This is a genomic window from Mesobacillus sp. AQ2 (assembly GCF_030122805.1).
GTDB lineage: Bacteria > Bacillota > Bacilli > Bacillales > Cytobacillaceae > Mesobacillus > Mesobacillus oceanisediminis_A.
Genome location: NZ_CP126080.1, coordinates 744276 through 770829, shown reverse-complemented (window position 1 = coordinate 770829; position 26554 = coordinate 744276). Strand labels below are relative to the sequence as shown.

The following is a 26554-nucleotide window of genomic DNA, read 5'->3' as shown; positions in this document are numbered from 1 at the left end:
TCATACGACTGATTATAGTAGCCATCAAAAAAATATCTTATATAATAAAATCTCTCATCTAATTTCACCCTGCAACCATTCCTCATCTATACGAAAATAACTTCCTCAGTAGCACGATAGTCCCTTGGTGACAGCCCAACATATTTTTTAAAAGTGCCGCTGAAGTAGTTGGGGGTGTTGTACCCTAGTTCTTCAGCGATGGCTTCTATGGTGTGGTCGGTGTGGCGCAGCAGCCAGACAGCGCGCTGCATGCGGACGAAGGTGACATACTCGACGAAGTTCCGTCCGGTTTCTTGTTTGAAAATCCGGCTGAAATAGGGAACGCTGAGATTGATTTGATCGGCAACTTGCTTGATGGATAAGTCTTCTGTACAGAACCGGGAAATATACTCGGTGCACTTTGTAATTTGCACGTCCTTCGTAATTTCCTCGAAGTAGCGAAGCTGAAGCCTTTCATATGGAGACGTCCGCCTGGCCTTGCATGCTTCCTTGTAGGAATGGTGCAGGAGCAGCGGTTCGCGGTAAACGGAACCAACACCAATATAAAGCTGGATACCGTATTCAGTTTCGAGTGACTCAATGGTCTCCAGGATACTGGCCTCTCCCTCTTTCCAATGCTTCATTGAGCCATATTCGGTCTGCACTTGGAGCAGCATGAGCAAATGTTTTCGATAGGATAGGAAAGTGAGCTGTTGCCCTTCAAACTGCTTTTTAAAAGAATCCTGGATGACAATTGATGCCTGCCAGCCTTCTTCCCTCCGCTTAGCCGGACAGCGGACGAATCCCTGTATGAACAGGACTACGTTAGAAAAAGCCTCCCCCGGGAGGAAGAAACGCGATTGCAGCAGCTCCTCCTCCGTCTGCACATCCCCTGATAAAAGCCTGCGCAAAAAGGCTTCTTTAAAAGGAAGGGCATTGCCTCCAACACCCGAATCCGCAACGATAGAATGGAATAATTCGTCGCTTTCTGTGAATCTATTGATTTCTGTTTTGATTTCATCGATCGCTCGCTTCAATGTGCGCAGAAAGACGCGCTGCTTAACTGATTTTACAAGAAGGTATGTCAGCTTGAACTCGATTGCCAGTGGAGAGGTGTGCAGCAAGGACGGGTCGAGCAGCGGAATGATTCGGCAGCCTTTATTCCGTTTGCGGAAACGGTGTATTTTTACCCAATCATGCCATTTGTTCACTTCAATAATGGCGATATGTAAATCATTCTCATGTTCTACCAGCTTGCAACTCTCCTTGCATTCTTCATGGATCCAGCCGCCAAGCTTCTGATATTCTTTCACATCTTCAACGGAAAGCAATATACGATACAAAGCCGTCACCCCCTTTCGAATATTCATCCAAATGTATAAAAATTAAATCAATCTTAAATATTTGTATATTTCTGATAATTTATTGTAAGGCATTGGACAATTCTCTGTCGTAAAATCAATTTAATCATATCATGGCTTGCCTAAAGGAGGGAAATGATTACCAGCGGCAGGCAAATTTTTTTCAAGGGGGAGTCATATTTGGCAGGAGATTATCGGGAGTATAATTATGTAGCGGCTGATACAATTGATGTTAGCGAACTCGCGCCGCTTGATCCGGAAACAAAGAAAATCATGAAAAGTGAATTCAGTACTGGCATTAAACTTACGCTCTTTTATTATGTTTTTATCCTTTCGATTCCTATTTTGAACTGGTATGCAGGGGATTTCATGTTCTCGCGCATGTGGGGCGGCATGACTTACAGCTGGTTCTTGACCTCGATCGTCGCAATGGCGATGGCGTTTATCATTGCATTTATCCATACAAATTTATATGAAAAGCGTCTGAAGCAGCATCAAGCACAGCAATCTGCATCTTCTGCCGACGGAAGGAGGATTGGCTGATGTCCACTTTCCTTGAACCAAAATTCCTGTTAACCATGATTTTGATGGGTACTATTGTCTACATTACCTACTTGACCAAAAGAAGCGCGACGGCTTCCGACTACTTCGTCGGCGGGCGCAGCTTCGGCTGGTTCACGAACGGCTCGGCTATTGGCGGCGACTATTTGAGCGCAGCCACTTTCCTTGGAATTGCCGGGCTCACCTATCAGTTGGGCTACGATGGCGCGTATTATGCATTCTGCTTTTCCATCGGGCTGACATTGCTCGCGATTTTCGTCGCTGGACCGCTTCGCCGCTTTGGTGCCTATACTGTCGCCGACTTTCTGGCCTATCGCTTCCACAGCCGCCGGGCCCGTCTTGCAGCCGTGGCTGTTGTCCTGGCGATATCAGGTTTTTATGCAGCCCCTCAGCTGCTTGGTGCAGCCCAGATCCTGAGCATGTTTTTTGGGACTAGCTACGAATTCGGAATCATCTTCACCTGCTCCGTAATGATTTTCTATGTAGGAATCGGAGGCATGAAGGGAACCACGCTTAACCAGGCGCTTGAATTATGGATTCGCCTTGGAGCGTTCCTCCTTATGGTCGGTGCAGCCATCTGGGGCGGGCTCCATTACCAAGAAATCCTTGCATCAATTAATGAGTTCAAAGGGACGATCACAGGTACAGCAGGCTTCACGACTGACGGAAAAGATATCCCGTTCGATGGTTCCGTCTGGACTGGAACTGGCAACTACTTCCCGTCCTTCTGGCAGACCATTTCGATGACAATCGGGCTTTCCCTTGGAACAATCGGCCTGCCGCACATCCTTTTGCGCTTCTATACAAACCCAAGCGCGAAAGCAGCTCGCAGATCCGCCCTGATGGCCATCGGAATTGCAAGCGTGTTCTTCCTGTTCGCTGTTTACCTTGGAGTAGTTGGACGCTCAATCTTCCTGACTGGTGAAGCGGATCCGGCTGTCATGAAAGACCTGATTGCCGGCGGAAACAACATGGTCGTTCCGTCCACAGCACAGGCACTTGGCGGAGAATGGCTGCTTGGCCTTGTCATCGCCGGTGCTTTCGCAGCTGTCTTCTCAAATCTTTCCGGGCTGTTCATCGCTAGCTCAGGTGCCCTGGCCCATGACTTGTACGCAACTTTCTTCCGTAAAAATATTACTGAAAAAGAGCGTGTCATCGCTGGAAAAGTCTCAATCATTGTCCTTGGTGTACTGTACGGAGCGCTTGGCCTGATGGTAAAAGAAGCCTCCATCGGCCACCTCGTCGCCCTCGCCTTCACGGTGGCGGCAAGCACGTTCACACCAATCTTTATCCTTGGCATTTGGTGGAGGGGAATGACGGAAAAAGGAGCAATTGCCGGCCTTGTCATTGGCCTTGCCGCATCCATGTATATGATTTTCTTCAAGACCACCCTGCCGGAATTCCTGCAATTCAACGTACCGGGAATCATCACAGTCCCAATCGGATTCCTGTCCGTGTACATTGTCTCGAAGCTTGATCGCAAGGTACCATCTGATGTAAATGAATTTATGAAGCAAGTCCATTCTAAAGAATCTGAGGCAGCATAATCATTTCCAGGACCCCGGGAGATTTCCCGGGGTCCTTTCTTCTTTTTATAGTCCATACTCCTTCTAAGGATGAATTCTTTTTAAAGAAATGATTTACATCACTACTTCAAGTCTGGATAAGTGGTATTTTTACGATATGAAACATGATGAACTGCATCCTATACACTCTGGGAGGAGCATGGACATGAGTGAAATGATAAATAATCGTGAATTGAAAGCAATGGATCCTACAAAACGTAAGGCAACTTTAAAGCAGCTTTTTAAAGATCTTCATGATGGAAAAAATGTGAATGAGGTCAAAGCCCATTTTGATGCTTTTATTGGAAAAATAACGATCGATGAAATCGCCGGTCTTGAGCATGTTGAGCTGGCCGAAGGAGATTTGTCAGTGGCGGAAATGCAGCGGATCTATTCCGCTCATTCTGAGATGTTTAAAGGGGCGATCGAACAGGCCTACTCCATGAATGGACCGGAGCATCAGCCAGGACATCCCGTTCACACCTTCGAAATGGAAAACCGTGAGATTGAACAGCTTTTACAAAATAGACTTCGAGTTCATCTTGAACAATTTGCCATAGAAGACAGCACCGAGAATATCAATCTTCTGCTAGAGGATTGCAGCCTTCTCTATGACATTGACAAACACTACAGCCGCAAAGAAAACTTGATTTTCCCATACCTTGAAAAGTACGGGATTTACGGTCCAACGACAAATATGTGGAGAATTGACGATTTCATCCGCGACGGGATCAAATTAGCGAAGAAAAAACTGACCAATTATGATGGCGATCAAAATGGCGTGATCGAAGAGGTCCAGTTTGTCCTCAGAGAAGTAAGCGATATGATTTACAGAGAAGAAAACATCCTCTTCCCAATGGCCTTGCAAAATTTTACGGAGGATGAATGGGTAAAAATCGCCCGGGAAAGCGATGAGATCGGGTATTGTCTGACAGCCCCTGCTGGGGAATGGAAACCGGCCAGAAAACACATCGACGCAGACGCCATTTCTGAAGGCTATATTAAAATGGAAACGGGAATCCTTTCCCTTAAGCAGCTCGAATTGCTGCTTAACCATCTGCCGGTCGATATCACCTTCATTGACCAGGATGATGTCGTCCGATATTTTTCACATGGAAAAGAACGAATTTTCGCTCGTACAAAAGCCGTCATCGGCCGGACCGTCCAGAACTGCCACCCGCCAAGAAGCGTCCATGTCGTCGAAGACCTATTACGCGATTTTAAATCAGGCAAAAAGGATACCGAAGACTTTTGGATTAAGGTCCGTGACAAATTCGTCTACATCCGTTACTTCGCAGTTCGTGGCGAGGACAACCAGTACATCGGCACCCTCGAGTTCACGCAGAACATCGACCCAATTAAGGCGATTGAAGGTGAAAAGAGGATTTTGTCGTAACAAGAAAAGGAGGCCCTTAAAAAGGACCTCCTTTCCCTTATACTCCCTCTTCCAGGCTTACCTTCGGAGTCTTTTTCATCAAAGGAACCAAAACGATAATCCCAATAAAGAGCAGGATTGCTGCAGTTTCATAAATGTAAACAATAGAAAGATGCGTTTTCAGCCATCCTGCTGCTGACATGGTGATCACCATCGCCCCCATAAAGACTGGGTTAAGGATACCATTCACGCGCCCAATGAAGGATTCTTCAGTGTTTTGTAAAATCATTGTATTGATTCCGATGTGAATGCATGGCATGAACAATCCGGAGAAAAATTGTGCCGTCAATGTCAGCCAGAATACGGTTGATAATCCCATCCCGATAAACCCGATTGCACTGGCAGCCAAACCGATCGCCAGCAGCACCTGCGGCTGAACCTTCCTCGAAATCGCAACTGTGATGCCCCCGCCCAGAATCATTCCCACTCCAAACGCGGCCATTAGCCACTGCAGCTCTTCCTTAGGCAATCCCAGCCTTTCGGTAATCAGGAATACGCCAAGCGGCTGCGTCAATCCGATGGCAAGGCCGGCTGCCGCGAAACATCCGCCCAGCAATGACAGCGCCCTGCTGTTCAATACATAGCGGAATCCCGCCTTCATCTCTTCCATCAGCGTGGTTTTTGGTTTTTCAGCGTCTGGTTCCTTGTCTGCAGGCAGCATCAGCAACACCGCCGCGGAGCAAATGAAGGCAACTCCCATGACGGCGACAGATGCGAGAATCCCGAAGCGCTGATAGACAAAGGTCCCAAGAACTGGCCCAAGAATCATAAAGAGCGCAAAGACGGTCTGGTACATCGACATCCCCATCTGGACAAGTTCCATTGGTACATGCTGCTTGAACAACTTCATTCCGGACGGCTGTGAAAATTGCGACAGGATGGAAGAAACCAATGTCGCGAAGAAAATCATTTTCCAGCTGCCAAAAAACAACGTCAGCAGCACCGCAAAAACAGATACGGCACTTAACAGATCACACCAGATCATCGTCCTCTTCGGCCGCCAGCGATCCGCGAACGTCCCGCCTATAAACGAAAACAAGAAAATCGGTGCGAATTCAGCAACAGATATCAAAGAAACCGCAATCGGGTTTTCGTTCGTCTTCTCAATAACATACAACAGGATCGAATAATTCCGGACCCAAATCCCGATTTGCAGAAACAGCACCGAAAGCAAAATTGTCCGGATTACCTGATTTTTAAACAATGCACCCATGCCCACTTTTTGGTCATGTGTCACTTCCGACATAAAAAAGCCCCCTATTCTAAACTGGATAGAGAGGCACTTCAACCACAAAAAGAACACAGAACATACCACGGCATATTCCTATTTAACATTGAGTTCTCAGAAGGGCAGGCCTAATCCTATCCAGAAAAATTGATGTATTCCAATTCATTCTCAAACAGGATTAGTTATTCATCGCCCCAAGTCACCCTTCCATAAAATAGTATTACCATACTACCTGAAAACAGAATCTAAATCAATACGGTAGGAAGCATGGAGACTGCTGCCTTTTTACGGTAAAAATAAGACCACAGCCGTACTGATGTTTAAGGCTGTGGAACATTATTGGATTATCCCCCTCCTTCTATAATAAAAAAGCAGCATAAAGTAACCTGGAGGTATAGGACATGAAAAAAATAGGGCCAAAGGGCTTAAGATGGTTAAAAATATTGCACGTCTTTCTGGTGGTGTTATTCTTTGGAGGGATTTTGAGCTCCGTAGCGTTAAACCTCCATATTGATTTCACTCAATATGACGATGCCTACCTTGGCTACAAAAATATCATCACGATCAGTGACCAAATTGTCAGATGGGGAGCGATCGGAACCCTTCTGGTCGGCTTCATATATGGCTTCTTCACCAATTGGGGATTTTTCAAGCATAGATGGGTTGGCGTGAAATTCGTACTGTATATCATTCAAACAATTGTCGGGATCTTTGTAGTGGACGCGCTGATGGTCGAAAATATGGAGTTACTCGAGACACAAAAAGAAGCAGCATTAAGCAATCCCATGTTCATTCAAAATCACGAAACAAGGCAAATTGCAGTCTATTTTCAAGTTGCCGTCACCATTTTCATCTTTATCATTTCCTTTTTAAGACCCTGGAAAAAGAAAAAGATTTAGCAGGTATTCCCATAAAAATACAGAATAAAAGAAAGGAAGATACTTATTTGAGGAGGTTATCGTAATGGTCGCAACTCAAGCAATCCTAGCATGGACATTCATCTCGGAATGCCCAATCCCAAACGATGTGGATGAACTTTTAGTGGAAGGGGAGACAGCAGTCGCCGCCTATAAAACCATCCGCGACAGCGCAATTTTCACCAACAAGCGATTGATCGTCCGGGACGCTCAGGGACTTACCGGCAAAAAAGTCGAAATCTACTCCTTGCCTTACTCTTCCATCAACATGTGGTCCACCGAAAACGCCGGCAGCCTGTTTGATGTGAACGCCGAAGTGGAACTATGGACCAGGGCAGGCCATATCAAGGTCAACCTGAAAAAAGGCGTCGACATCCGGAAATTCGATAAGCTGATTGCCGAGGCACTTCTGTAATATGAGATGAGAAAGCATTCCTGGTTCGGGGACAGGAATGCTTTTTTTATGCCTGAATAATAAAATCTTTTTTTATTCCCTTAGAAAATCCTATTGAGCCTTCTATCGGACACTTTTTCCTTCTTCTCCTCCTGGATTGTCCGTTAGAGCCCTCCTATCGGACACTTTTCCCTTCTTCTCCTTCCGTTTTGTTCGATACAGCCCTTCTATCGGACACTTTTCCCTTCTTCTCCTCCCGGTTTGTCCGTTAGAGCCCTTCTATCGGACACTTTTACTTTCTTCTCCTTCCGTTTCGTCCGATAGCAATCAATCACTCTACTAGATTCCTGAAAAAATTTTCCCGCCCTGTCCTTTTCCCCTCCCCGCCTGTATATAGAAGGTGAAAGGAGGTGAGGCAAATGGCAATGGCGATGTTGAAGGATTCGAATATGAGGCTTGTGTTCGAGGCTGGTCTTGATGAAAAGGGCGAACCGATCTTCAAGGGCAAGACGTACCGCTATGTGAGAAAGGAAGCGACTCCTGATCAGGTCCAGCAAGCGGCTGTGGCTCTTGGCGGCCTGAGCGCAAACTTGTTAAGCTCTGTGGAGCGTAACGACAGTTTCGATATCATCTAATCTGGCATTCTATCAATCTAATAGGAGGTGAAATACATGGCTAAAACTCTTGAGTTGCAATTCGCTACTGATCTTGGCAAATTCGCCAAGCTGACGGTTGATAACCCTACAGAGCCTGTCGATCCAGCGGCAGTCAAGCTGGCAATGGAGCAGATCATCGCTTCCAACGCGTTCCTGCTAACGAATGGCACCCTTGTCGCCGTTGACAGTGCTCGTATCATCGAACGCAATGTAACAGACTATGAACTGATCTAATAAAGCTTGAGCCGGTCTACTAACTGAGACCGGCTCTTTTTATAACAACTAAAGAAAGGAGGAATCGCAAATGGAGCAGCTGATTCCGTTCATCAGCGACGTGGGGTTCCCGATTGTCGTGACACTCTACTTGCTTCACCGGATTGAAGCCAAGTTAGATACCGTCGTCCAATCAATCCAGAGCTTGCCGGCGAGATTGCAGGAAAGGCCTGACCCTGAGACGATGTATCCGGCCAAAGTCACCCAGGACCCAATTCGCGAAATAAACTGACCCATCGGCCATCTTTCAAAGATCCGTTTAAGTTGCATCTATAAAAAAGGCAATGAATGGCGTGCAAACTGACATCAGTTTTGGCATGCCATTTTTGTGATTTTTTCATTTTTTAGTTTCACTTGTTTTATTGATTAAAAGACAAAAAAAGATACCCTGCCGCCGCCCACATGACCAAGGCTGATATCTTATTTAGAATCAGCAAGACTTTTCCGGACTTATCAATTTTTCCAGTGATCCTCCCAATATAGGAAATCGCAAAAAACCAAATCCATGAAACCAAAATCGCTGTAACCGCAAATATTATTTTTTCTTCCCCCTCGAATCTGATGGAGCTTGTTCCAATTACCCCAACAGTGTCCATAATGGCATGTGGATTCAATAACGAAACAGAAGCTGCAAATAATATTTGTTTCTTAATAGAAAATTCCTTTGCAATTGAACCTTTTTCATTATTTGGTTTAGTGTTCCATGTGGTCCATCCCATATAGACTAAAAAAATTATTCCTCCACCGACTAAAATAACTTTAAACCAAAATGAACCCAGAATGAGCAAGGATACTCCTAAAACAGATACCGAAATTAACAGGGTATCGCATAAAGCAGCTGTTATCACAGCTGGAAGTACATTCCTATACCTTGGCTGTAATGCCCCTTGATTAAAGATAAATACATTTTGAACACCAAGCGGCAAGATTAATCCAAGTGCAAGTATAAATCCATGAATAAATGCTTCTAACATCAAAAGCTCTCCCATTTGTTTCATATTATTAAGCCTATTTTATTTTGAAACTGTTTCTATGTCTCCAACCAATCAGAGGAATCCAAGCCAACAAAGCTTCAATAATCATTTAGAAAAAGGATTATTTTTCACCAAATTGTCCGAAAGGTTGACTTCCTGCCTGTCATTTATACGATGGTTAAAAAGCTAATTATTCCCCTTTGAAAAACATTAGCTGGCACAATAGGAAAATGGCGTGGGTAATACCCTCGCCATTTGCTATTGCCCCTTTAGACTTAACGGTTTCTTTTCATTTAATCAAACGTTTGATTAATAATCAAAAAAACTATTTTACCGGTATCCAGACCTCTGAATAGTAATCGTGATCAGCTGAGTTTCCTGCTGTATACACCTCTAGCTCCGGGGTGCCGGCATGCTGGTATCCGCTCGATGGGAACCATTCTGTAAAGATTTGCTTCCATACGTTTTGCATGGCGTCTGGCATCGGTCCGTGGACTTCGAAGATCGCCCACTTGGATGCAGGAATCTCCATTTTCAAATAGCCATCTGGTGTTTCTCCATCATATGCCGCAGCGACCCAATAATCCATCTGCTTTACCTGTATTTTGCTTTGGTCTACACAGACACCAAGAAGACCTTTTACATGCTCGTTGTTTTTACTCAACAAGAAATCGCAGGTTCCATCCTGGTTTGCTTTCTCCCACATTTTTGGAATGCCAGCGAGATTTTCCCCATTTTCATAGGAAAATCCCTGTTTGATTCCAATCACTTCAAAACCTTCCTGTTCCACCACTCTGTACTGCATCGGTTCCGCTCCCTTCAGACTCACCTGGATTCCCAGGCGGCTATATGATTTCAGCTTCCCAGTGTACTTTCTCGCTTCACTTGGCGAAATGCCATGCTGCCTGCGAAAAGCCTTCGTAAATGCTTCGGGAGTGTCATAGCCATATTTCAGCGCAAGATCAATAATCCTGGCATCGCTGCTGCACAGTTCACCTGCTGCCAGCGTCAGTCGTCTGCGCCGCAAGTACTCACCGACAGATATATCTGTCAAAAGGGCAAACGTACGCTGAAAATGGAATGGAGATGAATTGGCCTGTCTGGAAATCTCCTCCACCGTTATTTCCTCGAGCAGATGCTCCTCCATATAGTCAATCGCCCTTTGCAAAGCTTCAATCCACGCCATACAACTCACTCCCTTAAATTCATCCTATCAAGTTTACATTCTGGATTCCGGTCATTTTTTGCTCATGTTTGTCAGTTCTATATAAAATCCCCAGTTCCTTTTTTTCTAAAAAAATGATCTTTATTCATCTTTAAATCGTTAGCTCAGCAAACTCTAAAAATACATCTTTAAATAAATAGGTTATGATGTTACAAAATACATATAGAAGGAGAAACGTATGAGCGAACATGATATCGAGCTTTATGCACGTTTGCAGGCAAAAGATAAACGGGCACTTGAACTCTTATATGACCGATATGAAAAGCTTCTGTTTTCGTTCGCATACAGGTTGACTGGCAGGCGTGATCTGTCAGAGGAAATCGTGCAGGATGTTTTCCTCAAACTGTGGACGAAAACGGGAATGTATGATGAAACGAAAGGGAAATTTTCTTCCTGGATTTTGACCGTTACCCGATATGCTGCGATTGATTGTCTTCGTAAAAAAGATGAGAACCATGTCGAGCTTGAGGACCGCGATGCATTAAAATCCATTGAACCTTCCGTGGAAGAAATGGCAGAATGGAAAGAAAAGCGGAGTGAAATCAGGGCGGCCATCAATCAATTGACTGAAGAGCAGAAGCAAATCGTGGAACTTTTTTATTTTAAAGGACTCTCACAGCAAAAAATTGCCGATACCTTCCAAATTCCACTTGGGACGGTAAAAGGACGAATACGATTGGCTCTTAAGCATCTCCATAAAACAATAAGCGGGATCAGGGAAGGGAGGGATCATAGCTATGACCGATCATAAGACATGTGAATGTTTACTGGATTATTTTAATAACACACTGAGTGACGAGGAAAAATCGTTATTTGTGAATCATTTAGCCACGTGCAAAGATTGCCGTGAAGAGCTGGAGGAACTGAATATGCTGACAGCTGACCTTCCTTTTTCAGCAGAACTGATCGAGCCAAATGCAGGAATGAAGGACCGAATCCTTGCTTCCGTCTTTGAAGAGAGTGAAGCACCTGAGGAACTGGATAAACCAACAGAAATAAAGGAATACCAACGCCGGAGTTACAGATGGCTGCAGCCTCTTCTGGCCGCGTCATTGCTTCTTTCCTTATCGGCTAACGCGTACTTTTATTTGAACCAATCCGGCCAGGAGCTCAGCGAAAGTCCACGGGAAGGAACAGATGAAATCGTAAAACAGGTTCAATTGGCGGTTTCAGAAGGTTACGAAGGAAACGCTGAAGCAGCCATGATCAAAAAAGAAGAAGGAATGGCCCTAGTTGTCCAGGCAAGCAACCTCAAGCCTTTAACCGGCAATGAAGCCTACCAGGTTTGGCTCATTGATGAAGCCGGCGAAAAATTCAGGGCAGGAACTTTCCGCACTACTCCGGAAGGAAAAGGTGCCGTCACCTACTCGGTTAAATACAAAGGTGAGCACAAATGGACCACCATCGCAGTCACACTTGAACCAACTCCTGACAGCCAGCAGCCAAAAGGAGAAATTGTTTTAGCATCACAGCTTTAAAATAAACAGAGCCTGAGCGGGAATTCACCTAACTCCTTCAGGCTCTTCTTTTTACAGTTTAAATCACTACGCCCATAACAAACGCTTTAACCAGTGATCTTTTTCAGAGAAATATTTTAATCTTATATGATTCCGATCCTCTTGCGCTTGCCAGAATTCCACTTCTTCAGCAACTGTCCGGTACAAAGTCCAGGAAGGATACACCAGGTTCGGCTGTTGTTGCAAAATGGCCATCTGATTACGTACCGCCTCATCAGCTTCCTGTTGCCGGTTCATTACGGTACTTTGTTTTCCAAGCAGAGCGATCGCCCGGGCTACAGTCCCCCGCTTTAAGAAGTCCTGCGTACAAACTTCTTGATCCATCTTTACCGCTTTTCCGCGGATCCTCACTTGTCTCCCGATTTCCGACCAATAAAAAGTCATAGCAACATGAGGATTATTCTCTATCTGTTTGCCTTTCTCGCTTTCTGAACTGGAGGCGAAATACCAACCATGTTGATCCACATCTTTGATAATCAGCACACGGGCGTCCGGACACCCATTAGCATCCGTTGTTGAAAGTGTCATCGAGTGTGGCTCATTAACGCCATTATCAATCGCAACCTGAAACCATTCCAGAAAAAGATCATATGGGTGTTCTGCTGTGTCTTCAACATTAAATGGCGGAAACGGGCCAACGAGTGTTTTACTTTGTCTTATCACTTTCCTGATATCCTCCATAGAAACCTCCCAGTCAATGCTTTTTCAGACATAAGTTTACGCATCCAAAGACACATGCTTTAATTTTTCAGGATTCCTGACAATATAGATGTCTGTAATTTGATCGTTTTTGACATGGAAGCTGATTACGGTCAAAATATTGTCCTTTCCTTTTACCAGCAGTCCCAACTCACCATTCACATTGACCATTTTAACAACTGCAGGCTCTTCAGCATGATGATTTTGCTTTATGATGTTTAAAATAAATCGGGTAACCAGATCCTTTGAAATTACAGGCTTTAAAGCAGCGTAGACGTTTCCTCCGCCATCTGAATACAGGGTCACTTCTTTACCCAATAACTCTTCAACCTTCTGAATGTTTCCATGATATAAGGCAGACACGAATGCCTGAATCGTCTCCTTGTTTTTCGGTTCAGGTTTTCCTGTTGATACTTCTTTTAACGGGAATTGTTTCTTTACCCTGCTCAGGATTTTTCTGCAGTTAGGTTCGCTTCGATCGACTATATAAGAAATCTTATTGTAATCGTATCCCAGTACTTCCCTAAGAATGAATACAGCTCGCTCAATTGGATTCAAATTTTCCAGTAAAAGCAGAAAGGCAAACGAAAGGGCTTCCTGGTTCATAACCTCTGAGATTGGGTCATAGTCTTTTAAAATCAGAGGATCAGGAAGCCAAGGACCAATATAGACTTCACGCTTATACCTGGCTGATTTGAAATAATCAATACATCTGTTTGTCACCATTTTACACAGATAAGCTTTTTTATTTTCCACCTGTTCAATCGTCTTTTCACTTATCTGCAGGTACACATCCTGTACGATATCTTCTGCATCTGACACACTGCCGAGCATTCGATAAGCAATCGAAAAAAGCAGCGGTTGATACCCCGAATATAGATCCTTCAACTCCACACTCCCCATCAAGTACCTTCAGTTGATCTTACTTGCCAGCTCCCATGTATACTCTCTGATTTTGCTGGCAGGCTTCCCACAAAAGACAACATCAAGTCCCCATTTTCGAGCCCAGACAAAACCGTCGTTTGGCCCCAGGCCAATGCTAAGAAAGTCCGGAAAGTTCTGATGTGCAGGCACTGTATGTCCTTCCATATGCGCCCTCAGGATTTTAGCCAGTCGTTCCGCTTGTGAAATGGCTTCTTTACAGCTCATATCCGCGGCCATTCCGCTATTTGGATCAACTGCATGAACACAGTCTCCAATCCCATAAATATTCTCGCTGCCAACAAGACGATACCAGGGATCGACTTTTATTTTCCCATCTTCAGTGAGTGGGATATCTAATGCGGAAAGGCTGGGATGAGGCTTTAATCCGACAGTCCAAATGCAAAAATCCGCGTCCAGTTTGGACCCGTCAGTGAAACTCACCTTTCCCTCAATGAATCTTTCAGCCCTTTTGCGATGGAATGTTTGGATACCGTGTTCATTGAGCCTTCTTTCAAGCCTTGAACTGACTTTCACTGGTGCTTCATTCAATAATCTCTTGGAACCGTTAATAAGAAATAATTCTATATTCTTTGATATTCCCCTTTTTTTCGTTTCCTCTTTGAACCATGAATTAACTTCTGCTGCGGTTTCGATACCTGTAATGCCGCCTCCCACAACAGCCAGGCGTATATTGTTCTTGGATGAAACTACAATTTTTAATAGCTGCTGCCTAATATCCCGAGCATTTTTCAGGCTAACGAGCGGCACGCCTCCGCGGTTTGAATCAACCTCCCGAAGTACACTCCCCAATGCAAGTACTAATTGATCGTATTCCTGGCGGTGAATCGTGCCATCCTCACTCGTAATGTTTATGGTTTGAGCATCCTGATTGATACCAGTTAATTCACCTTGGATAAAATGAATATTTCCGCAATACTGTTTCAGCGGGATGCAAAGATTCGAGACATCTTCGTTCACAATCCCCTTAAATAACTTTACCTTTTTAAAATGATAGTCATTTTTATCAACCAGGATCACCCTGATTTTTTCATTCAACTCTTTCTTAAGTGCTGCTATAAGATTTATTCCTGCGTATCCCCCGCCAATAACGACAATTGTTTTCAGATTCATCATTGTCCTTTCCTCCCTAAGACCGTTGTACTTTCCTAACGATTAAAGGAGTCATTTTGTGACCACTTGATCAACCTTTTTAAAAAATTTTAATAAAATTTCATCCAAAAGTGATCCATCCTGAAATTTCTCCCGTTAGCATAGTGAAAACCAAAAACAAAGGAGAGATTTCATAATGAATATTAAAAAAGCAGCGATTGCCGTACCACTCAGCCTATCCCTCTTACTTCCTGTTGCCGCAAACTCGGCAGCAGCCCATGATCACGCAACTCCTACAGTATCCGATTCAGCAGTCGATTTAAGAGCTACCCTTGACCAGCTCCTTAGTGAACATGTTTATCTAGCCGTTGAAACGATGCGAAAAGGAGTCGATGGCTCGAAGGACTTTGATCAATCCGCCGCTGCCCTTCAAGGAAACACGGAAGATTTGAGTGCTGCGATTGCCTCTGTATACGGTGACGAAGCAGGTGCGAAATTCAAGGAAATGTGGTCCGCTCACATTGGTTTCTTTGTAGACTATGTAAAAGGAACAGCGGGGAACGACGAAGCAGCAAAAAAAGCCGCCCTTGATGAACTGGCACAATACAAGGAAGACTTCTCTAATTTCCTCTCCACCGCAACCGAAAAACGACTGGAAGCGGATGCCCTGGCTGAAGGTTTGCAGATGCACGTAGACCAGCTGGTCGGTGCCTTCAATGCCTATGTTGCAGGGGACTACGAAAAAGCATATGAATATGAACGTGAAGCGATCCACCATATGTACATGGTGAGCAAAGGGCTTTCCAATGCGATTGTCATGCAATTCCCGGACAAATTTGAAAACCACAAGGCTGTCACGCCTGCAGCTGATTTACGCTCCGATTTGAACTACCTGCTATCAGAACATGCCGGTTTAGCAGTAACAGCGATGCAGAACGGCATTGACGGCTCAAAGGACTTTGAAGCGTCAGCCGCTGCTCTTTCCGCCAATACGGAAGATTTGAGTGCAGCGATTGCCTCTGTATATGGAAAAGAAGCAGGCGAGCAATTCAAACAAATGTGGGCCGAACATATCGGACATTTTGTCAGTTATGTAAAAGCGACTGGAGCAAATGATGAAGAAGCGAAAAAAGCAGCCCTTACCGCTCTTGCCCAGTATAAAGATTCCTTTGCCAAGTTCCTCGAGACTGCAACTGGTGGCAGACTGCCAGCAGATGCCCTGGCAGAAGGGTTACAAATGCATGTTGACCAGCTAGTGAAAGCTTTCGATACCTACACGGCTGAAGATTACGCCAACACCTACCCTGCAGTAAGGGAAGCTTATGGCCACATGTTTGAAACATCAAAAGGACTGTCGGGAGCCATCGTTGACCAGTTCCCTGACAAGTTCAAAGCAGAAATGCCTTCTGAAATGCCTAAGACGGGAATGGGCGGCACCGCTGCTCAGGGACTTCCTTTTGAGGCAATCCTGATTTCAGCCATTCTAGCTCTTGCAGCTGCAGGATTCGTAACCATGAGACGTCTTGCTGCTGACAAAAAATAATAAGCCAGATCGAGAGAAGGCACTTCCCCTTCTCTCTTCTGCCTTTTTACTGAGGTGATTCTCTTGAAAAAACTTTATGCAATGATTGCTGCACTGATATTGGCGGGCTGCTCCACCCAGCCGGGTGCCGAAATGACAAAAGTAACTCAGGCTCCGATAAAGGAGCAGTCTATGTCCAGTCCTTCCACAGAATCCAAGATTGAGATCATCAAAGATAACCGCAGCGGCATCGTTCCTGCCACAATTGAAATTCTCACGATCAATGTCAAAACCAAGATTGAAGAAGTAGGCACCTTAAAGGATGGGCGCATGGCCGTCCCAAAAGATCCTGACAATGTCGGCTGGTACGAACCCGGAACATTGCCCGGAGCTCCCGGAAACGCCGTCCTCGCCGGACATGTAGACGATCTGACAAGCCCTGCAGTTTTCTATGACCTTCACAAACTGAAAAATGGCGACAAGATCATGGTAACGGGCACTGAGGGCCAGACACTAACCTTTGAAGTATACGATCAACAAAAATTCCCGCGTCTGGATGCACCAATCGAAGAGATCTTTGGCTTCTCGTTTGCGAGCACCCTCAATCTGATTACCTGCAGCGGGGATTATGACCCGAAGACAACCGAACGGGCTGAACGGACTGTTATTTATAGCAAATTGGTTGAGGAGGATCATGACAGTCTTTGAACTTAAGCAACTCCTGACAGAAGCCTGAGAGGGCAGGTTTTCAAGTGCAGAATTGGAATCAAATAGAATTTGTAATCTGAGGAATTAAAAATGCTTGGAGCCTCCAAGCATTTTTTACATACTTATCTGATTGATAAATTCAAAATCTCCCTAACCTATGGATGTTAACAGTTCAAATACTCAGTTGTTGTTAAAACCATAATATGATACATTCATATTCTTTATTAAAACAGATTGGCTAATGGATCGATAACCTATTTAATATATCTCTCGAATGTAAGATGACTTTATTTTTGCCGATAAAATGGCTTTAACCTTTTCCTGTTTTCCATTTTGATCAACTGCCACATCGGGATATACGAGAGGCTGAACACAATCAGCGCGGCCACTTCTAGATTCAGGTAGTACATAATGCCGCTTCCGAAAAAGGAAAGGATCGTTTTCGATTCAGTTGGACTGGCCAGGTAGAAGAAGTTCGTGTCAAACAGGAAGTTGAAAATGAAGATGGGAACGGCAACGATATTCACAATAAGATAAGAGAATAGAATGGCTTTGCGGGGGACTCTGTAACCTTCATATACCATGAAATACAATACGGCAATTGGGATGGCCGAGTGATTGAGGAAATACTCGATAAAATCGATATGAGGAAATGTATAAATCATTTCAGGCGTCACCATCGCCAGAATCGCTGGCAGGGAGCCGATAAAATAGAGCACATAAAATGCTTTTACATTCTTCCTCAAAAAGATATACATCGCCAAAAAGGAACTCATCGAACACAGTTGCAGAGGAAGATCACTTATTTCCCACTGGCCAGTCAGGATCAGCCAGGATTGATGTGTTAACTGGCATGCCACCAGCGTCCAGAAAATGGTCCATTTCAAAACATTTTTATGCGGCCTGATCTGCTTTCTGAACAGCACCAGTCCAAGACAGACAGCAAAGAACAGTCCCAGAGTAACCAGATGCCCAGCAGAAAACAACTCAAACCCCTGCATCCCCGTAACGGAAAACATGATGTCATCACCTCGCTGTATTTTAAAAGTCGGTTAACTATAAATATATGCGCGGGATGATGATTTGAACACTAGTGTATGACTGTTTCCTTTAATAAGGATATTCAGGAAATGGCCTAAAAAACAAAAACGGTTCCCGTGATTCACACAAGTACCGTTTGCGTTGTGTTAAAAAAAGAATCGCTCACTTTTTCACACTACGTTTTCCAAAAAAATCTGAACGACCAGCGCCACTGTCATCACCCGCAGTATTGGTTTTACATAGCGGGGGTTGAGCTTGCTGGCAATCCTGACACCAATCTGCGCTCCTGACACTGAACCTAGCATCAAGGCGATGGTCCCTGGCCAGATCACCGCACCTGTCGAAATATAGGTGATGGCTGCACCGAGGCAGCTTGAAAACGTAGCAAGCCGGACATACCCTACTGCCCGGATATAGGCGATGTTCAAATAGCCAAACAAATACAGCATCAGCGTTCCCTGTCCTGGTCCAAAAAGCCCATCATAAATCCCAATCGCATATAACCCCGGGATGCTTTTTCCTGAAGGCTTCAGTGGCTGATCCCCTGACATGTCCCCTTTCCCTAAAAAAGAGGCAAAGAAGGCAAAAATCAGCAAGCCAATTGCCACGACATACATATCTTCATTGGAGATTTTCGATGCAATGAATCCCCCGGTCACACCGCCGCCGAGGCTTACTGGAATGAGCCAGAAGGACTCCTTGAAAGTGATTTTCTTTTCCCTGTATAGATGGAAGAAGCTTGAGAAGGAGCTAATCGTATTCGAAACCTTATTCGCAGCAATCGCCGAATGCACCGGGATTCCTAAAACGAGCATCGAAGGCAAACTGATTAGGCCTCCCCCACCCGCTAGAGTTCCAATCGTAGTCGCTAAAATGCCAATAAAAAAGAGAATTATATAATCCATAATTTCACACCTCCTGACTTTATTATATTTCTGTTTTCGTAATAAGAATATTCGATGTTTTCGATGGTTGATGATAAGTAATAGTTATCAATAAAGCATATTATGATGCATCGTGACTAAGGAATCACTTGTCAGTCAGAACCTCTTCCGTTTTTAGGACATAAACGGATCACAGTTATACTTCCCTGTGCTCTTTTTTGCCTAAAGGTACCCTTATGCGCTCTTCTCTCCCTCATAAGGGTGTCTTTCTTGGCTAAAGGTACCCTTATGCTGCTCTTCTCTCACTCATAAAGGTGTCTTTCTTGACTAGAGGTACCCTTATGTTGAATTCTTCCCTCTCATAAGGGTACCTTTCTTGCCTAAAAGTACCCTTATGTTGCTCTTTTCCCTCTCATAAGGGTGTCTCTCTTGACTAAAGGTACCCTTATGTCGCTCTTTTCTCTCTCATAAGGGTGTCTTTCTCGCCTAAAGATACCCTTATGTTGCTCTTTTCTCTTTCATAAGGGTGTCTTTCTTGACTAAAGATACCCTTATACTGCTCTTCTCTCTCTCATAAGGGTGTCTCTCTTGACTAAAGGTACCCTTATGTTGCTCTTTTCTCTTTCATAAGGGTGTCTTTCTCGCCTAAAGATACCCTTATGCTGTACTTTTCTCTCTTATAAGGGTGTCTCTCTTGACTAAAGGTACCCTTATGTTGAATTTCCCCTCTCATAAGGGTGTCTCTCTTGACTAAAGGTACCCTTATGTCGCCATTTTCTCTCTCAAAAGGGTATCTTTCCCCAACAAAAACAGGGACAGCATAATGCCCGTCCCTGTTAGTCTTTTGATTATGGCAATTTCACGCCGCGTGAGCTCACATACAATGAATACCATTCATCGCGGCTGAGGTTGATGTTGACTGCGTCTCCGCATGCTTTGATCCGCTCTGGATTCACGGTGCCGATGACAGGCTGGATGGCGGCAGGGTGTCTCATCAGCCAGGCGAGCACGATCGCTTCTGGTGTCGTTTGCTTCTCTTCGGCCAGCTTTTGCACCATCGCTGCGGTCTGCTTGACACTTTCACTTTCATTATCGATATTCTTTCCAGTATAAAGCCCTTTTGCTAGTGAACCCCAGGATTGAATCTGGATTCCCTCCATTTGCAGGAACTCGAGGGTCCCGTCTGGGAAGGTGTTCTGGCGTGCAGCTTCTTGGTTCACATGGACGCCGGTATCAACCCAGCCTATTTTATGCAGGCTCATTTCCAGCTGGTTGACGATGATTTTTTCATCGGTATGCCGCTGCAGCAATCGGATTTGGCCAGCGCTCATATTGGAAACACCGAATGATCTCACCTTGCCTGAGGCTTTTAGCTGATGAAAGGCTTCCCCCACCTCGGCCGGTTCCATCAATGCATCGGGACGGTGCAGCAACAGGATGTCCAGGTATTCGATGCCAAGCCTTGAAAGGATGCCATCCACACTGTCGAGTATGTAGGATTTTGAAAAATCATACCTGCCTGGCAGACCAGATTCCTGGTCACCAAAACGAATGCCGCATTTCGACTGGATGATGATTTCCTCGCGAAGACCGGGCTTTTCTTTTAAAACCTGTCCAAAAACCTTCTCTGCTTTACCCAGCGTATAAATATCTGCATGGTCAAACATATTGATTCCTGATTCTAACGCAGCTTCCACTGCTTCATGTGCTTGTTTCACATGCTCTGGCTCGATCGGACTGCGATCCCAGCCTCCGCCAAGACCCATGCAGCCAAAAACAAGCTGCGAAGCATTCAATCCATTTTCATTAATAGGCAGCTTTTTCATTTCTTTGTACCTCCTTTAAAACTCTTTGCAAGACATTTTACCATACTAAAGGGCAAGGCCGTAAATCACAGGGGCTGATGCCACAAAAAAGAAACACAGGATAATCCATGCCTCAGCTCTCCTTACCTTTCATCAGTTTGTACGTTGTTAAAGCCGTCAACACTAGCCCAAATCCGAGCATGACCCCTCCGCCGACCAAAAAGGAATCAATATAACTTTTTACAATGATTTGATAAAACCCTGTATCGGCCCCGCCACGGTCTGCCAGCCAGGAGTCAGCCATCGATATGCCAAATGAAACGCTATTAAAAGTCAAAATTCCTCCTGCCAAAATGCATAAAGCACCAATGATCACAAAGCCTTGCAAATTTTCTTTCATCCCCGTCTCACTCCCTTCAAAAAATTCATTTGATGATTCCGTAACAGACAAGGTCTTCAAATTGATCCTCTTTCTTCACCTGTTCAAGTAAAATCCCCTCTTGCTTCATGCCCAATTTTTGCATGACTTTTCCGGAAGCTGGGTTCGACTGAAAATAGCGAGCATACACCTTGTGATAGCCCTTTACCTCAAACGCAAAATCGACCATGGCCCTGGCTGCCTCCGTCGCATATCCTTTCCCCCAGTATTCTTCTCCGATCCAGTAGGCGATTTCACCATTACTGTACTTCTGGATATTAGACAAGGCCACCGCTCCATATAACTCGCCGCTTTCCCTGTCTGTTACAGCAAACTCATATAATCGATCGGCGTCAAAATGCTCCTGATGAGCTGCCATCCACCCCAAAGCATCCTCGATCGAGTAGGGATAAGGCAGATTCAGCGTGCTTTTATAAAGATTATAATTATTGCAAAGCCTGGCGACAGCGGGTGCATCCGACTCTTGAAATAACCTTAACAAAAGTCGATTAGTCGTAATTGTCCTGTTTGTTGCATCAAAAATCACGGGAATTCCTCCATTCATGTAAAAAAGAACCTTCTTCCGCCTTAATTAGGAAAGAATTCAACAAAAACCTGTCATTCTCCTTTTCACATTGAGTGGTTTTCCTTGTTATTCCGCTAGTTTGGTTTTTACTAATCCCGCGAAACCAGCTGTCATTTCCGCGAAAATCCACATGAATTCCGCGAACTCACACCGGAATTCTGCGAACTGGAAATGCCTGGCTGAATTAAAAGAAATCCTTCTTTATTCTACAAAAGCAGCGCGAACAAACAAAAGCACAGGAGACAAAATCCCCTGTGCTTGCTGTTCAAATATCTACTTGTTCTGGACACCGGCCAAATCAGGCAGCAGATCCACTACTATTCTGATATTCCGGCAGAATCTTTTATACGTACATTAACCCGGGCAATCCTTCTGTCATCCATTTCGGCAACAGAAAACAAAATATCCTTATATTCCACCTCTGGCCGTTCATCATGTCCCGGAATATATCCAAGCTCGCCGAGTACAAATCCGCTTAATGTATCATAGTCTTCACTAGGAAGTTCTATCTTTAAAACTTCCTCCACCTCATACAGATTGAGGGTACCATCCATTGAATATTGGTTGGTATCAATCTGTTCGATCTCGGCGATATCAAGTTCCGGTTCATCATACTCATCGAAAATATTGCCGACGATTTCCTCAATCAGGTCTTCAATTGTCACTATTCCATCGGTCCCGCCATATTCATCAATGGCAATCGTCATATGAATATTGCTCTTCTGCATAACCTTGAACAACTGATCAAGGCGCATCGATTCCAGGACAAAGCTTGGTTCACGGAGCATGCTTCTCAAGTCGAACTCTTCCTGGTCCGCACATTCTATGAACGGAATCAAATCCTTTGTATGAAGGATACCGATGATATGATCGATGTCTCCATCGTAAACAGGCATTCTTGTGTATTTTTCCAGGTTGACGATCTCGACCGTCTCCTTTAGGCTGGTGTCAGCTGAAAGCGCGACAATATTGGTCCGGTGGGTCATGATGTCGGACACCGTCTTATTATCGAATTCGAAAATATTGTTGATCATTATTTTTTCCGAATCCTGTATCGTTCCTTTTTCCCTTCCGACATCCACCATCATCCGGATTTCTTCCTCTGTCACATTCTCTTCTTCTGCATTGGGATCGACCCCGAACAGCCTGACAATCCCATTAGTGGACAGTGTCAATAACTTTACGAATGGTGAGGATACCTTGGATAATACCGTCAAAGGTGCAGCAGCAAACATGGCAATCGGTTCCGCTTTTTGAAGCGCAAGCCGCTTTGGAACCAATTCTCCCAACACGAGAGTAAAATATGACAACACCAAAGTAATCGTGATGACAGATACCAATTCAAGCATGCTTTGAGAAAGCGGTACTCCCCATTCGTTCAATAATGCAGCCATTCTTCCGGCAAAGCTTTCGGCTGCGAATGCACTCGCCAGGAAACCTGCCAGCGTGATGCCAATCTGAATGGTTGCCAAAAATCGGCTTGGTTCTGACGTCAGATTATCCAGCATTTTCGCCTTTTTATCTCCGCTTTCTGCCATCAGTTTGATTTTATTATCATTTAAAGAAATTAATGCGATTTCTGATGCCGCAAAAAATGCATTCAGGACAATCAGGATCAATAACACGACTATCTCGGTTCCCAAAAGGGATCGACCTCCAAATTTATCTTTTTCATGATTGTATCACAAAGATTGATATAACAGGGCATTCGGAGCATTTCAGCTAAACTGTCTTCAACCAATAAATAGATGCTCATCTATATCCTTTGCAATGACATTTTAAAATCCCCTGCCATATTTATACAACCTGCTTTTCCGACTTATCCTTAGTCAAGAACCAACCAGCTGCTGCAATGCCAACAAGGACAGTATAGAAGAACAGCTTCCACTCAACTGAATGGGCGAAATCGTAGGAAAGGACTCCGATTTCAGGATGCCCCAGCGTCAATACAGTCAGTTTGACTCCTACCCATCCAACAATCGCAAACGCGGCGATTTCGAGGCCTGGCCTTGATTTGAGCAGTTTCACAAACAGGTTTGCAGCGAAACGCATGATGATCAAGCCGATCAATCCTCCGGCAAAGACGACCAGGAACTTGCCGCCATCCATTCCGCCAATTTCCGGCAGGCTGGTGTTCGGCAGAGTCATGGCCAGTGCTACAGCCGCAAGGATTGAGTCAACCGCAAATGCGATATCTGCCAGCTCGACCTTAAAAACAGTCGCCCAGAAACCGGATTTCTTTTTCTCCTCAGCTTCGCGATCGTCTTCCACTTTCTTAAAATAAAGCTTCCTGACGATATGATTGATCGCGATGAATAACAGGTATAGCGCTCCGATTGCCTGCACCTGCCAGACATCGACAAGGAAAGAGATGATAAACAAAGATGCAAAGCGGAATACAAACGCTCCTGCCAGACCATAGAATAATGCCTTTTTCCGTTCCTCTTCCGGAAGATGCTTGACCATGATTGCCAATACTAATGCATTATCAGCTGCCAGCAAACCTTCCAGAGCGACTAACAGCAGCAATACCCATCCATACTCAAATAACATTGTCAGTTCCAATCGCTTATCCCCCTTTTAAAAATTAATAAGATGCGTTTCCAGCTTTTTGATCCAGACGTCTCGCTTCGATCCGCTCTTCGATTTTTTCCATCTGCTTTTCATCCTCCAATAGCTCACGCCTGTTAGCCTTCAGCAATTCCTCAAAAGTCACTTTTTTCTTTTTCATCTGATCCAGCTCCTTTCAATCGTTTGATTGTGAAAGTTCCTGTCCGTCTGGTTCAGGTCTGTAAAATATAAAAAGGACCTTCGCCAGACACGGCAAAGGTCCTATGACAACAAAAAAGACCTTTACCAAAACGGTAAAGGTCTTGCTAACAACGTCAAAGTTGCCAACAAAGCCGGGAGATATCAAACCTCCGAAATGACGACTCTGCTGTAAAAGCTACTCCCCTTTAGGAGAACTATTCAATTAATTACATACAATATAATTCATGGACAGGGTATCTGTCAAGAAGTAATGGGAACCGGTGAGTGGTTCCCATCCATACCCTCATTGCTCTCACATGTACGAAAAGGCGCCCTATGTACCAGGGAACACCTGAACTGCCCTGGAATTTGCCTATTATCAGAGATCTTGAGTAATGTGGGTCAGATTGTCTGTCGTGATGGCCAGGTGATCTACAGCCCGGTTAATTTCCTCGAAGTATTTTGAGAAAGTTTCAAGTTCTGCTTCAATCAGTTGGCTTTGATTTTTGCTTTTGTCCACTTCCTCCAGGATTCTATTGAAGAAGTCTGTGATTTGATCCATTTTAGCAGATCCGCTTCTCACTAATTCATTTACTTCAAATGACTTAGAGCTCACATTCTCAATCTGTGCATTCGTTTTCTGGATAAGGTCGCTAACATTCACTACAGAGGCCTTTGTTTGTTCCGCCAGTTTTTTCACTTCATTGGCAACGACCGCAAAGCCTTTCCCATGTTCTCCAGCTCGTGCTGACTCAATGGAAGCATTCAAGGCAAGAAGATTGGTCTGCTCGGCAATTCCCTTCACCAGTTTAACCACTTCATCAATCTCCTGGGAGATACTTTTTAAATCCTTGATCTCAGTGTTGATCGTGGACATATGGTGCATAATGTTTTGCATCTGTGCCTGCTGAAGATCAATTCCCTCTTTTCCTTGACTAGAACGGTTATGCACTTCCTCTGCTGATTGGACACCAAATCCAGCCAGCTCGACCATCATTCTCGTTTTTTCCATAAGAGTCGTTACAGAAGCACTCGTTTCTTCAGTGACGGCAGATAATTCCTGGGCAGTAGCTGCTACCCTCTCGCCAATTTGCTTCTTGCGCTGCTCTTCCTGTTTAATTCTCTCTACTTCTTCCTCATATGCCTCAAGCACCAGCTGTTGCTCAAGGTTGAGGATTTTCGATACAACATTAATCGCCTCCAAGAGTTCTTCTTTATCAGAGATATAATTCTTCAGGATTGAAACAAAGGTTGTAAAAAGACTCTGGAATGCTGCCATATACCATTTGGTTTTCAATCCGATTCTTACATGAACATGCGCTATCGTGTTTCTTTGCCGGACAAATTCACGATCGATTTTCCCATCAAACATTTCATGAATATGCCTGGACAGCGTATGCTTCAGTCTTTCGACACTGCTGTTATCATCTATGATTTTCAACAGGCTTGCTTCTTTGCGAATTTCTGTATAATAGTTTTCCGTAATTGTCTCAAGATGCTCTGCAATGAAAGGCTGGATTATCTTAGCAATCGCAAGGTCTCTCCTGGTCAAGCTGATGATAGAAAGCTGGTTAGCGAGATCTTGGTTAAAAGAAGTATCCAGCACAATATCGTTCTCCAGGTCCTCAATAACATTAAAAATGTGGTTTATGTGACTTTTTCTCTTTAGCAATATTCCCGATACCTCTTCCCCTAAATAGTAATGACAATATGATTTTCTCATGGAAAAGGACTATCTTCCTGTATGAGTGTGTGAATTTTACAACAAATTCACAATACAAGACACAATTTCGACAATTTTCGCCAATAAACAAGGAGTATAGGAGGGTTACTCGCTCTCATGGGTTACCTCTTTTTCCCATTAAAATGAATTTTGAGGTGCAAGCACTTTTAGGAGAAATTCTGTCTAGCTGTTTCTTAATCAACTATTGCCTCCACCTCCTGCCCTTACAAAAAGTTAAAACAACTTTTACATTGGCAAAATAAAAATCTGAATATTCACCATATAGAATAGAAGCAAC

28 protein-coding genes are annotated in these 26554 nt (G+C 44.3%); 12 read left to right on the top strand and 16 right to left on the bottom strand.

What is annotated here, in order from left to right; genetic code table 11:
* Positions 1–86: 86 nt before the first annotated feature.
* Positions 87–1322 (bottom strand): helix-turn-helix domain-containing protein, encoded by a 1236-nt coding sequence (locus QNH36_RS03870; protein ID WP_283904754.1) that lies wholly within the window; start codon positions 1320–1322, stop codon positions 87–89.
* A gap of 198 nt (positions 1323–1520) precedes the next feature.
* Here QNH36_RS03870 and QNH36_RS03865 point away from each other — a divergent pair, with 198 nt between their 5' ends.
* The 3 genes from QNH36_RS03865 (at position 1521) to QNH36_RS03855 (ending at position 4862) form a co-directional block, all read left to right on the top strand.
* A complete protein-coding gene (locus tag QNH36_RS03865; protein ID WP_283904753.1) occupies positions 1521–1883 on the top strand; it encodes a hypothetical protein in 363 nt (120 codons plus the stop codon).
* Entirely contained in the window at positions 1883–3448 is a 1566-nt protein-coding gene (locus QNH36_RS03860) for a sodium/solute symporter (protein WP_251543348.1), read from the top strand. The genes QNH36_RS03865 and QNH36_RS03860 overlap by 1 nt, the downstream gene beginning before the upstream one ends.
* A 184-nt stretch (positions 3449–3632) precedes the next feature.
* Complete coding sequence (locus QNH36_RS03855) at positions 3633–4862, top strand: DUF438 domain-containing protein (protein WP_283904752.1); 1230 nt, start codon at positions 3633–3635, stop codon at positions 4860–4862.
* A 37-nt stretch (positions 4863–4899) separates the two neighbouring features.
* Here the strand turns inward: QNH36_RS03855 and QNH36_RS03850 are convergent, their stop codons facing one another.
* Positions 4900–6147, bottom strand: coding sequence for an MFS transporter (locus QNH36_RS03850; RefSeq protein WP_283904751.1), 1248 nt, complete (start codon positions 6145–6147; stop codon positions 4900–4902).
* A 383-nt stretch (positions 6148–6530) separates the two neighbouring features.
* Here QNH36_RS03850 and QNH36_RS03845 point away from each other — a divergent pair, with 383 nt between their 5' ends.
* The 5 genes from QNH36_RS03845 (at position 6531) to QNH36_RS03825 (ending at position 8601) form a co-directional block, all read left to right on the top strand.
* Positions 6531–7028, top strand: a complete 498-nt coding sequence (locus tag QNH36_RS03845) for a DUF2269 family protein (protein ID WP_283904750.1) — start codon at positions 6531–6533, stop codon at positions 7026–7028.
* A gap of 64 nt (positions 7029–7092) precedes the next feature.
* Complete coding sequence (locus tag QNH36_RS03840; RefSeq protein WP_144475347.1) at positions 7093–7461, top strand: PH domain-containing protein; 369 nt, start codon at positions 7093–7095, stop codon at positions 7459–7461.
* Between the two features lie 398 nt (positions 7462–7859).
* The gene (locus tag QNH36_RS03835) at positions 7860–8075 is read left to right on the top strand and encodes a DUF1659 domain-containing protein (protein ID WP_144475348.1); all 216 of its coding nucleotides are present in this window, start codon (positions 7860–7862) and stop codon (positions 8073–8075) included.
* A gap of 36 nt (positions 8076–8111) precedes the next feature.
* On the top strand, positions 8112–8330 hold the full coding sequence (locus QNH36_RS03830) for a DUF2922 domain-containing protein (RefSeq protein ID WP_144475349.1): 219 nt from the start codon (positions 8112–8114) through the stop codon (positions 8328–8330).
* Positions 8331–8400: 70 nt separating this feature from the next.
* Positions 8401–8601 (top strand): YvrJ family protein, encoded by a 201-nt coding sequence (locus QNH36_RS03825; RefSeq protein ID WP_283904749.1) that lies wholly within the window; start codon positions 8401–8403, stop codon positions 8599–8601.
* Between the two features lie 127 nt (positions 8602–8728).
* Here the strand turns inward: QNH36_RS03825 and QNH36_RS03820 are convergent, their stop codons facing one another.
* Both QNH36_RS03820 and QNH36_RS03815 read right to left on the bottom strand, forming a co-directional pair.
* Entirely contained in the window at positions 8729–9343 is a 615-nt protein-coding gene (locus tag QNH36_RS03820; protein ID WP_283904748.1) for a LysE/ArgO family amino acid transporter, read from the bottom strand.
* A gap of 325 nt (positions 9344–9668) precedes the next feature.
* Positions 9669–10529, bottom strand: coding sequence for an AraC family transcriptional regulator (locus tag QNH36_RS03815; protein WP_283904747.1), 861 nt, complete (start codon positions 10527–10529; stop codon positions 9669–9671).
* A gap of 217 nt (positions 10530–10746) precedes the next feature.
* On the opposite strand from QNH36_RS03815, the gene QNH36_RS03810 reads away from it, so the two are divergent.
* A complete protein-coding gene (locus QNH36_RS03810; RefSeq protein ID WP_283904746.1) occupies positions 10747–11319 on the top strand; it encodes an RNA polymerase sigma factor in 573 nt (190 codons plus the stop codon).
* Positions 11306–12046 carry an anti-sigma factor gene (locus QNH36_RS03805; RefSeq protein WP_283904745.1) on the top strand — a complete coding sequence of 247 codons (741 nt, stop codon included), beginning with the start codon at positions 11306–11308 and terminating at the stop codon, positions 12044–12046. Before QNH36_RS03810 ends, QNH36_RS03805 begins: the two co-directional genes overlap by 14 nt.
* A 66-nt stretch (positions 12047–12112) precedes the next feature.
* On the opposite strand, the gene QNH36_RS03800 is transcribed toward QNH36_RS03805, so the two are convergent.
* The 3 genes from QNH36_RS03800 to QNH36_RS03790 are packed head-to-tail and all read right to left on the bottom strand — an operon-like array spanning position 12113 to position 14842.
* Entirely contained in the window at positions 12113–12766 is a 654-nt protein-coding gene (locus tag QNH36_RS03800; RefSeq protein WP_283904744.1) for a pyridoxine/pyridoxamine 5'-phosphate oxidase, read from the bottom strand.
* 36 nt (positions 12767–12802) lie between these two features.
* Positions 12803–13672: an RNA polymerase sigma-70 factor gene (locus QNH36_RS03795; RefSeq protein ID WP_283904743.1), complete on the bottom strand. Its 870-nt coding sequence runs from the start codon at positions 13670–13672 to the stop codon at positions 12803–12805.
* 24 nt (positions 13673–13696) lie between these two features.
* Positions 13697–14842, bottom strand: a complete 1146-nt coding sequence (locus tag QNH36_RS03790; RefSeq protein ID WP_283904742.1) for an NAD(P)/FAD-dependent oxidoreductase — start codon at positions 14840–14842, stop codon at positions 13697–13699.
* A gap of 172 nt (positions 14843–15014) precedes the next feature.
* Here QNH36_RS03790 and QNH36_RS03785 point away from each other — a divergent pair, with 172 nt between their 5' ends.
* Complete coding sequence (locus QNH36_RS03785; RefSeq protein WP_283904741.1) at positions 15015–16361, top strand: copper amine oxidase; 1347 nt, start codon at positions 15015–15017, stop codon at positions 16359–16361.
* A 63-nt stretch (positions 16362–16424) separates the two neighbouring features.
* Positions 16425–17048, top strand: coding sequence for a class F sortase (locus QNH36_RS03780; RefSeq protein WP_283904740.1), 624 nt, complete (start codon positions 16425–16427; stop codon positions 17046–17048).
* A 287-nt stretch (positions 17049–17335) separates the two neighbouring features.
* On the opposite strand, the gene QNH36_RS03775 is transcribed toward QNH36_RS03780, so the two are convergent.
* The 9 genes from QNH36_RS03775 to QNH36_RS03735 form a co-directional block, all read right to left on the bottom strand.
* Positions 17336–18067, bottom strand: a complete 732-nt coding sequence (locus QNH36_RS03775) for a YwaF family protein (protein ID WP_283904739.1) — start codon at positions 18065–18067, stop codon at positions 17336–17338.
* 192 nt (positions 18068–18259) lie between these two features.
* Positions 18260–18994: a sulfite exporter TauE/SafE family protein gene (locus QNH36_RS03770; protein ID WP_283904738.1), complete on the bottom strand. Its 735-nt coding sequence runs from the start codon at positions 18992–18994 to the stop codon at positions 18260–18262.
* 827 nt (positions 18995–19821) lie between these two features.
* Positions 19822–20799 (bottom strand): aldo/keto reductase, encoded by a 978-nt coding sequence (locus QNH36_RS03765; RefSeq protein ID WP_283904737.1) that lies wholly within the window; start codon positions 20797–20799, stop codon positions 19822–19824.
* Positions 20800–20911: 112 nt separating this feature from the next.
* Positions 20912–21178: a hypothetical protein gene (locus QNH36_RS03760; RefSeq protein ID WP_144475360.1), complete on the bottom strand. Its 267-nt coding sequence runs from the start codon at positions 21176–21178 to the stop codon at positions 20912–20914.
* Positions 21179–21203: 25 nt separating this feature from the next.
* On the bottom strand, positions 21204–21743 hold the full coding sequence (locus QNH36_RS03755; protein ID WP_283904736.1) for a GNAT family N-acetyltransferase: 540 nt from the start codon (positions 21741–21743) through the stop codon (positions 21204–21206).
* Between the two features lie 356 nt (positions 21744–22099).
* Positions 22100–23425 (bottom strand): hemolysin family protein, encoded by a 1326-nt coding sequence (locus QNH36_RS03750; RefSeq protein ID WP_283904735.1) that lies wholly within the window; start codon positions 23423–23425, stop codon positions 22100–22102.
* A gap of 154 nt (positions 23426–23579) precedes the next feature.
* A complete protein-coding gene (locus QNH36_RS03745; RefSeq protein WP_395883504.1) occupies positions 23580–24335 on the bottom strand; it encodes a TerC family protein in 756 nt (251 codons plus the stop codon).
* 34 nt (positions 24336–24369) lie between these two features.
* On the bottom strand, positions 24370–24513 hold the full coding sequence (locus tag QNH36_RS03740) for an FbpB family small basic protein (RefSeq protein WP_144475364.1): 144 nt from the start codon (positions 24511–24513) through the stop codon (positions 24370–24372).
* Between the two features lie 399 nt (positions 24514–24912).
* Positions 24913–26139: a globin-coupled sensor protein gene (locus QNH36_RS03735; protein ID WP_283904734.1), complete on the bottom strand. Its 1227-nt coding sequence runs from the start codon at positions 26137–26139 to the stop codon at positions 24913–24915.
* Between the last annotated feature and the right edge of the window lie 415 nt (positions 26140–26554).

Coding starts and splice junctions, on each gene's coding strand:
- QNH36_RS03860 (WP_251543348.1), top strand. CDS start 1,883: ATGTCCACTTTCCTTGAACCAAAATTCCTGTTAACCATGATTTTGATG.
- QNH36_RS03855 (WP_283904752.1), top strand. CDS start 3,633: ATGAGTGAAATGATAAATAATCGTGAATTGAAAGCAATGGATCCTACA.
- QNH36_RS03850 (WP_283904751.1), bottom strand. CDS start 6,147: ATGTCGGAAGTGACACATGACCAAAAAGTGGGCATGGGTGCATTGTTT.
- QNH36_RS03845 (WP_283904750.1), top strand. CDS start 6,531: ATGAAAAAAATAGGGCCAAAGGGCTTAAGATGGTTAAAAATATTGCAC.
- QNH36_RS03840 (WP_144475347.1), top strand. CDS start 7,093: ATGGTCGCAACTCAAGCAATCCTAGCATGGACATTCATCTCGGAATGC.
- QNH36_RS03835 (WP_144475348.1), top strand. CDS start 7,860: ATGGCAATGGCGATGTTGAAGGATTCGAATATGAGGCTTGTGTTCGAG.
- QNH36_RS03830 (WP_144475349.1), top strand. CDS start 8,112: ATGGCTAAAACTCTTGAGTTGCAATTCGCTACTGATCTTGGCAAATTC.
- QNH36_RS03825 (WP_283904749.1), top strand. CDS start 8,401: ATGGAGCAGCTGATTCCGTTCATCAGCGACGTGGGGTTCCCGATTGTC.
- QNH36_RS03820 (WP_283904748.1), bottom strand. CDS start 9,343: ATGTTAGAAGCATTTATTCATGGATTTATACTTGCACTTGGATTAATC.
- QNH36_RS03815 (WP_283904747.1), bottom strand. CDS start 10,529: ATGGCGTGGATTGAAGCTTTGCAAAGGGCGATTGACTATATGGAGGAG.
- QNH36_RS03810 (WP_283904746.1), top strand. CDS start 10,747: ATGAGCGAACATGATATCGAGCTTTATGCACGTTTGCAGGCAAAAGAT.
- QNH36_RS03805 (WP_283904745.1), top strand. CDS start 11,306: ATGACCGATCATAAGACATGTGAATGTTTACTGGATTATTTTAATAAC.
- QNH36_RS03800 (WP_283904744.1), bottom strand. CDS start 12,766: ATGGAGGATATCAGGAAAGTGATAAGACAAAGTAAAACACTCGTTGGC.
- QNH36_RS03790 (WP_283904742.1), bottom strand. CDS start 14,842: ATGATGAATCTGAAAACAATTGTCGTTATTGGCGGGGGATACGCAGGA.
- QNH36_RS03785 (WP_283904741.1), top strand. CDS start 15,015: ATGAATATTAAAAAAGCAGCGATTGCCGTACCACTCAGCCTATCCCTC.
- QNH36_RS03775 (WP_283904739.1), bottom strand. CDS start 18,067: ATGTTTTCCGTTACGGGGATGCAGGGGTTTGAGTTGTTTTCTGCTGGG.
- QNH36_RS03770 (WP_283904738.1), bottom strand. CDS start 18,994: ATGGATTATATAATTCTCTTTTTTATTGGCATTTTAGCGACTACGATT.
- QNH36_RS03765 (WP_283904737.1), bottom strand. CDS start 20,799: ATGAAAAAGCTGCCTATTAATGAAAATGGATTGAATGCTTCGCAGCTT.
- QNH36_RS03760 (WP_144475360.1), bottom strand. CDS start 21,178: ATGAAAGAAAATTTGCAAGGCTTTGTGATCATTGGTGCTTTATGCATT.
- QNH36_RS03745 (WP_395883504.1), bottom strand. CDS start 24,335: ATGTTATTTGAGTATGGATGGGTATTGCTGCTGTTAGTCGCTCTGGAA.
- QNH36_RS03740 (WP_144475364.1), bottom strand. CDS start 24,513: ATGAAAAAGAAAAAAGTGACTTTTGAGGAATTGCTGAAGGCTAACAGG.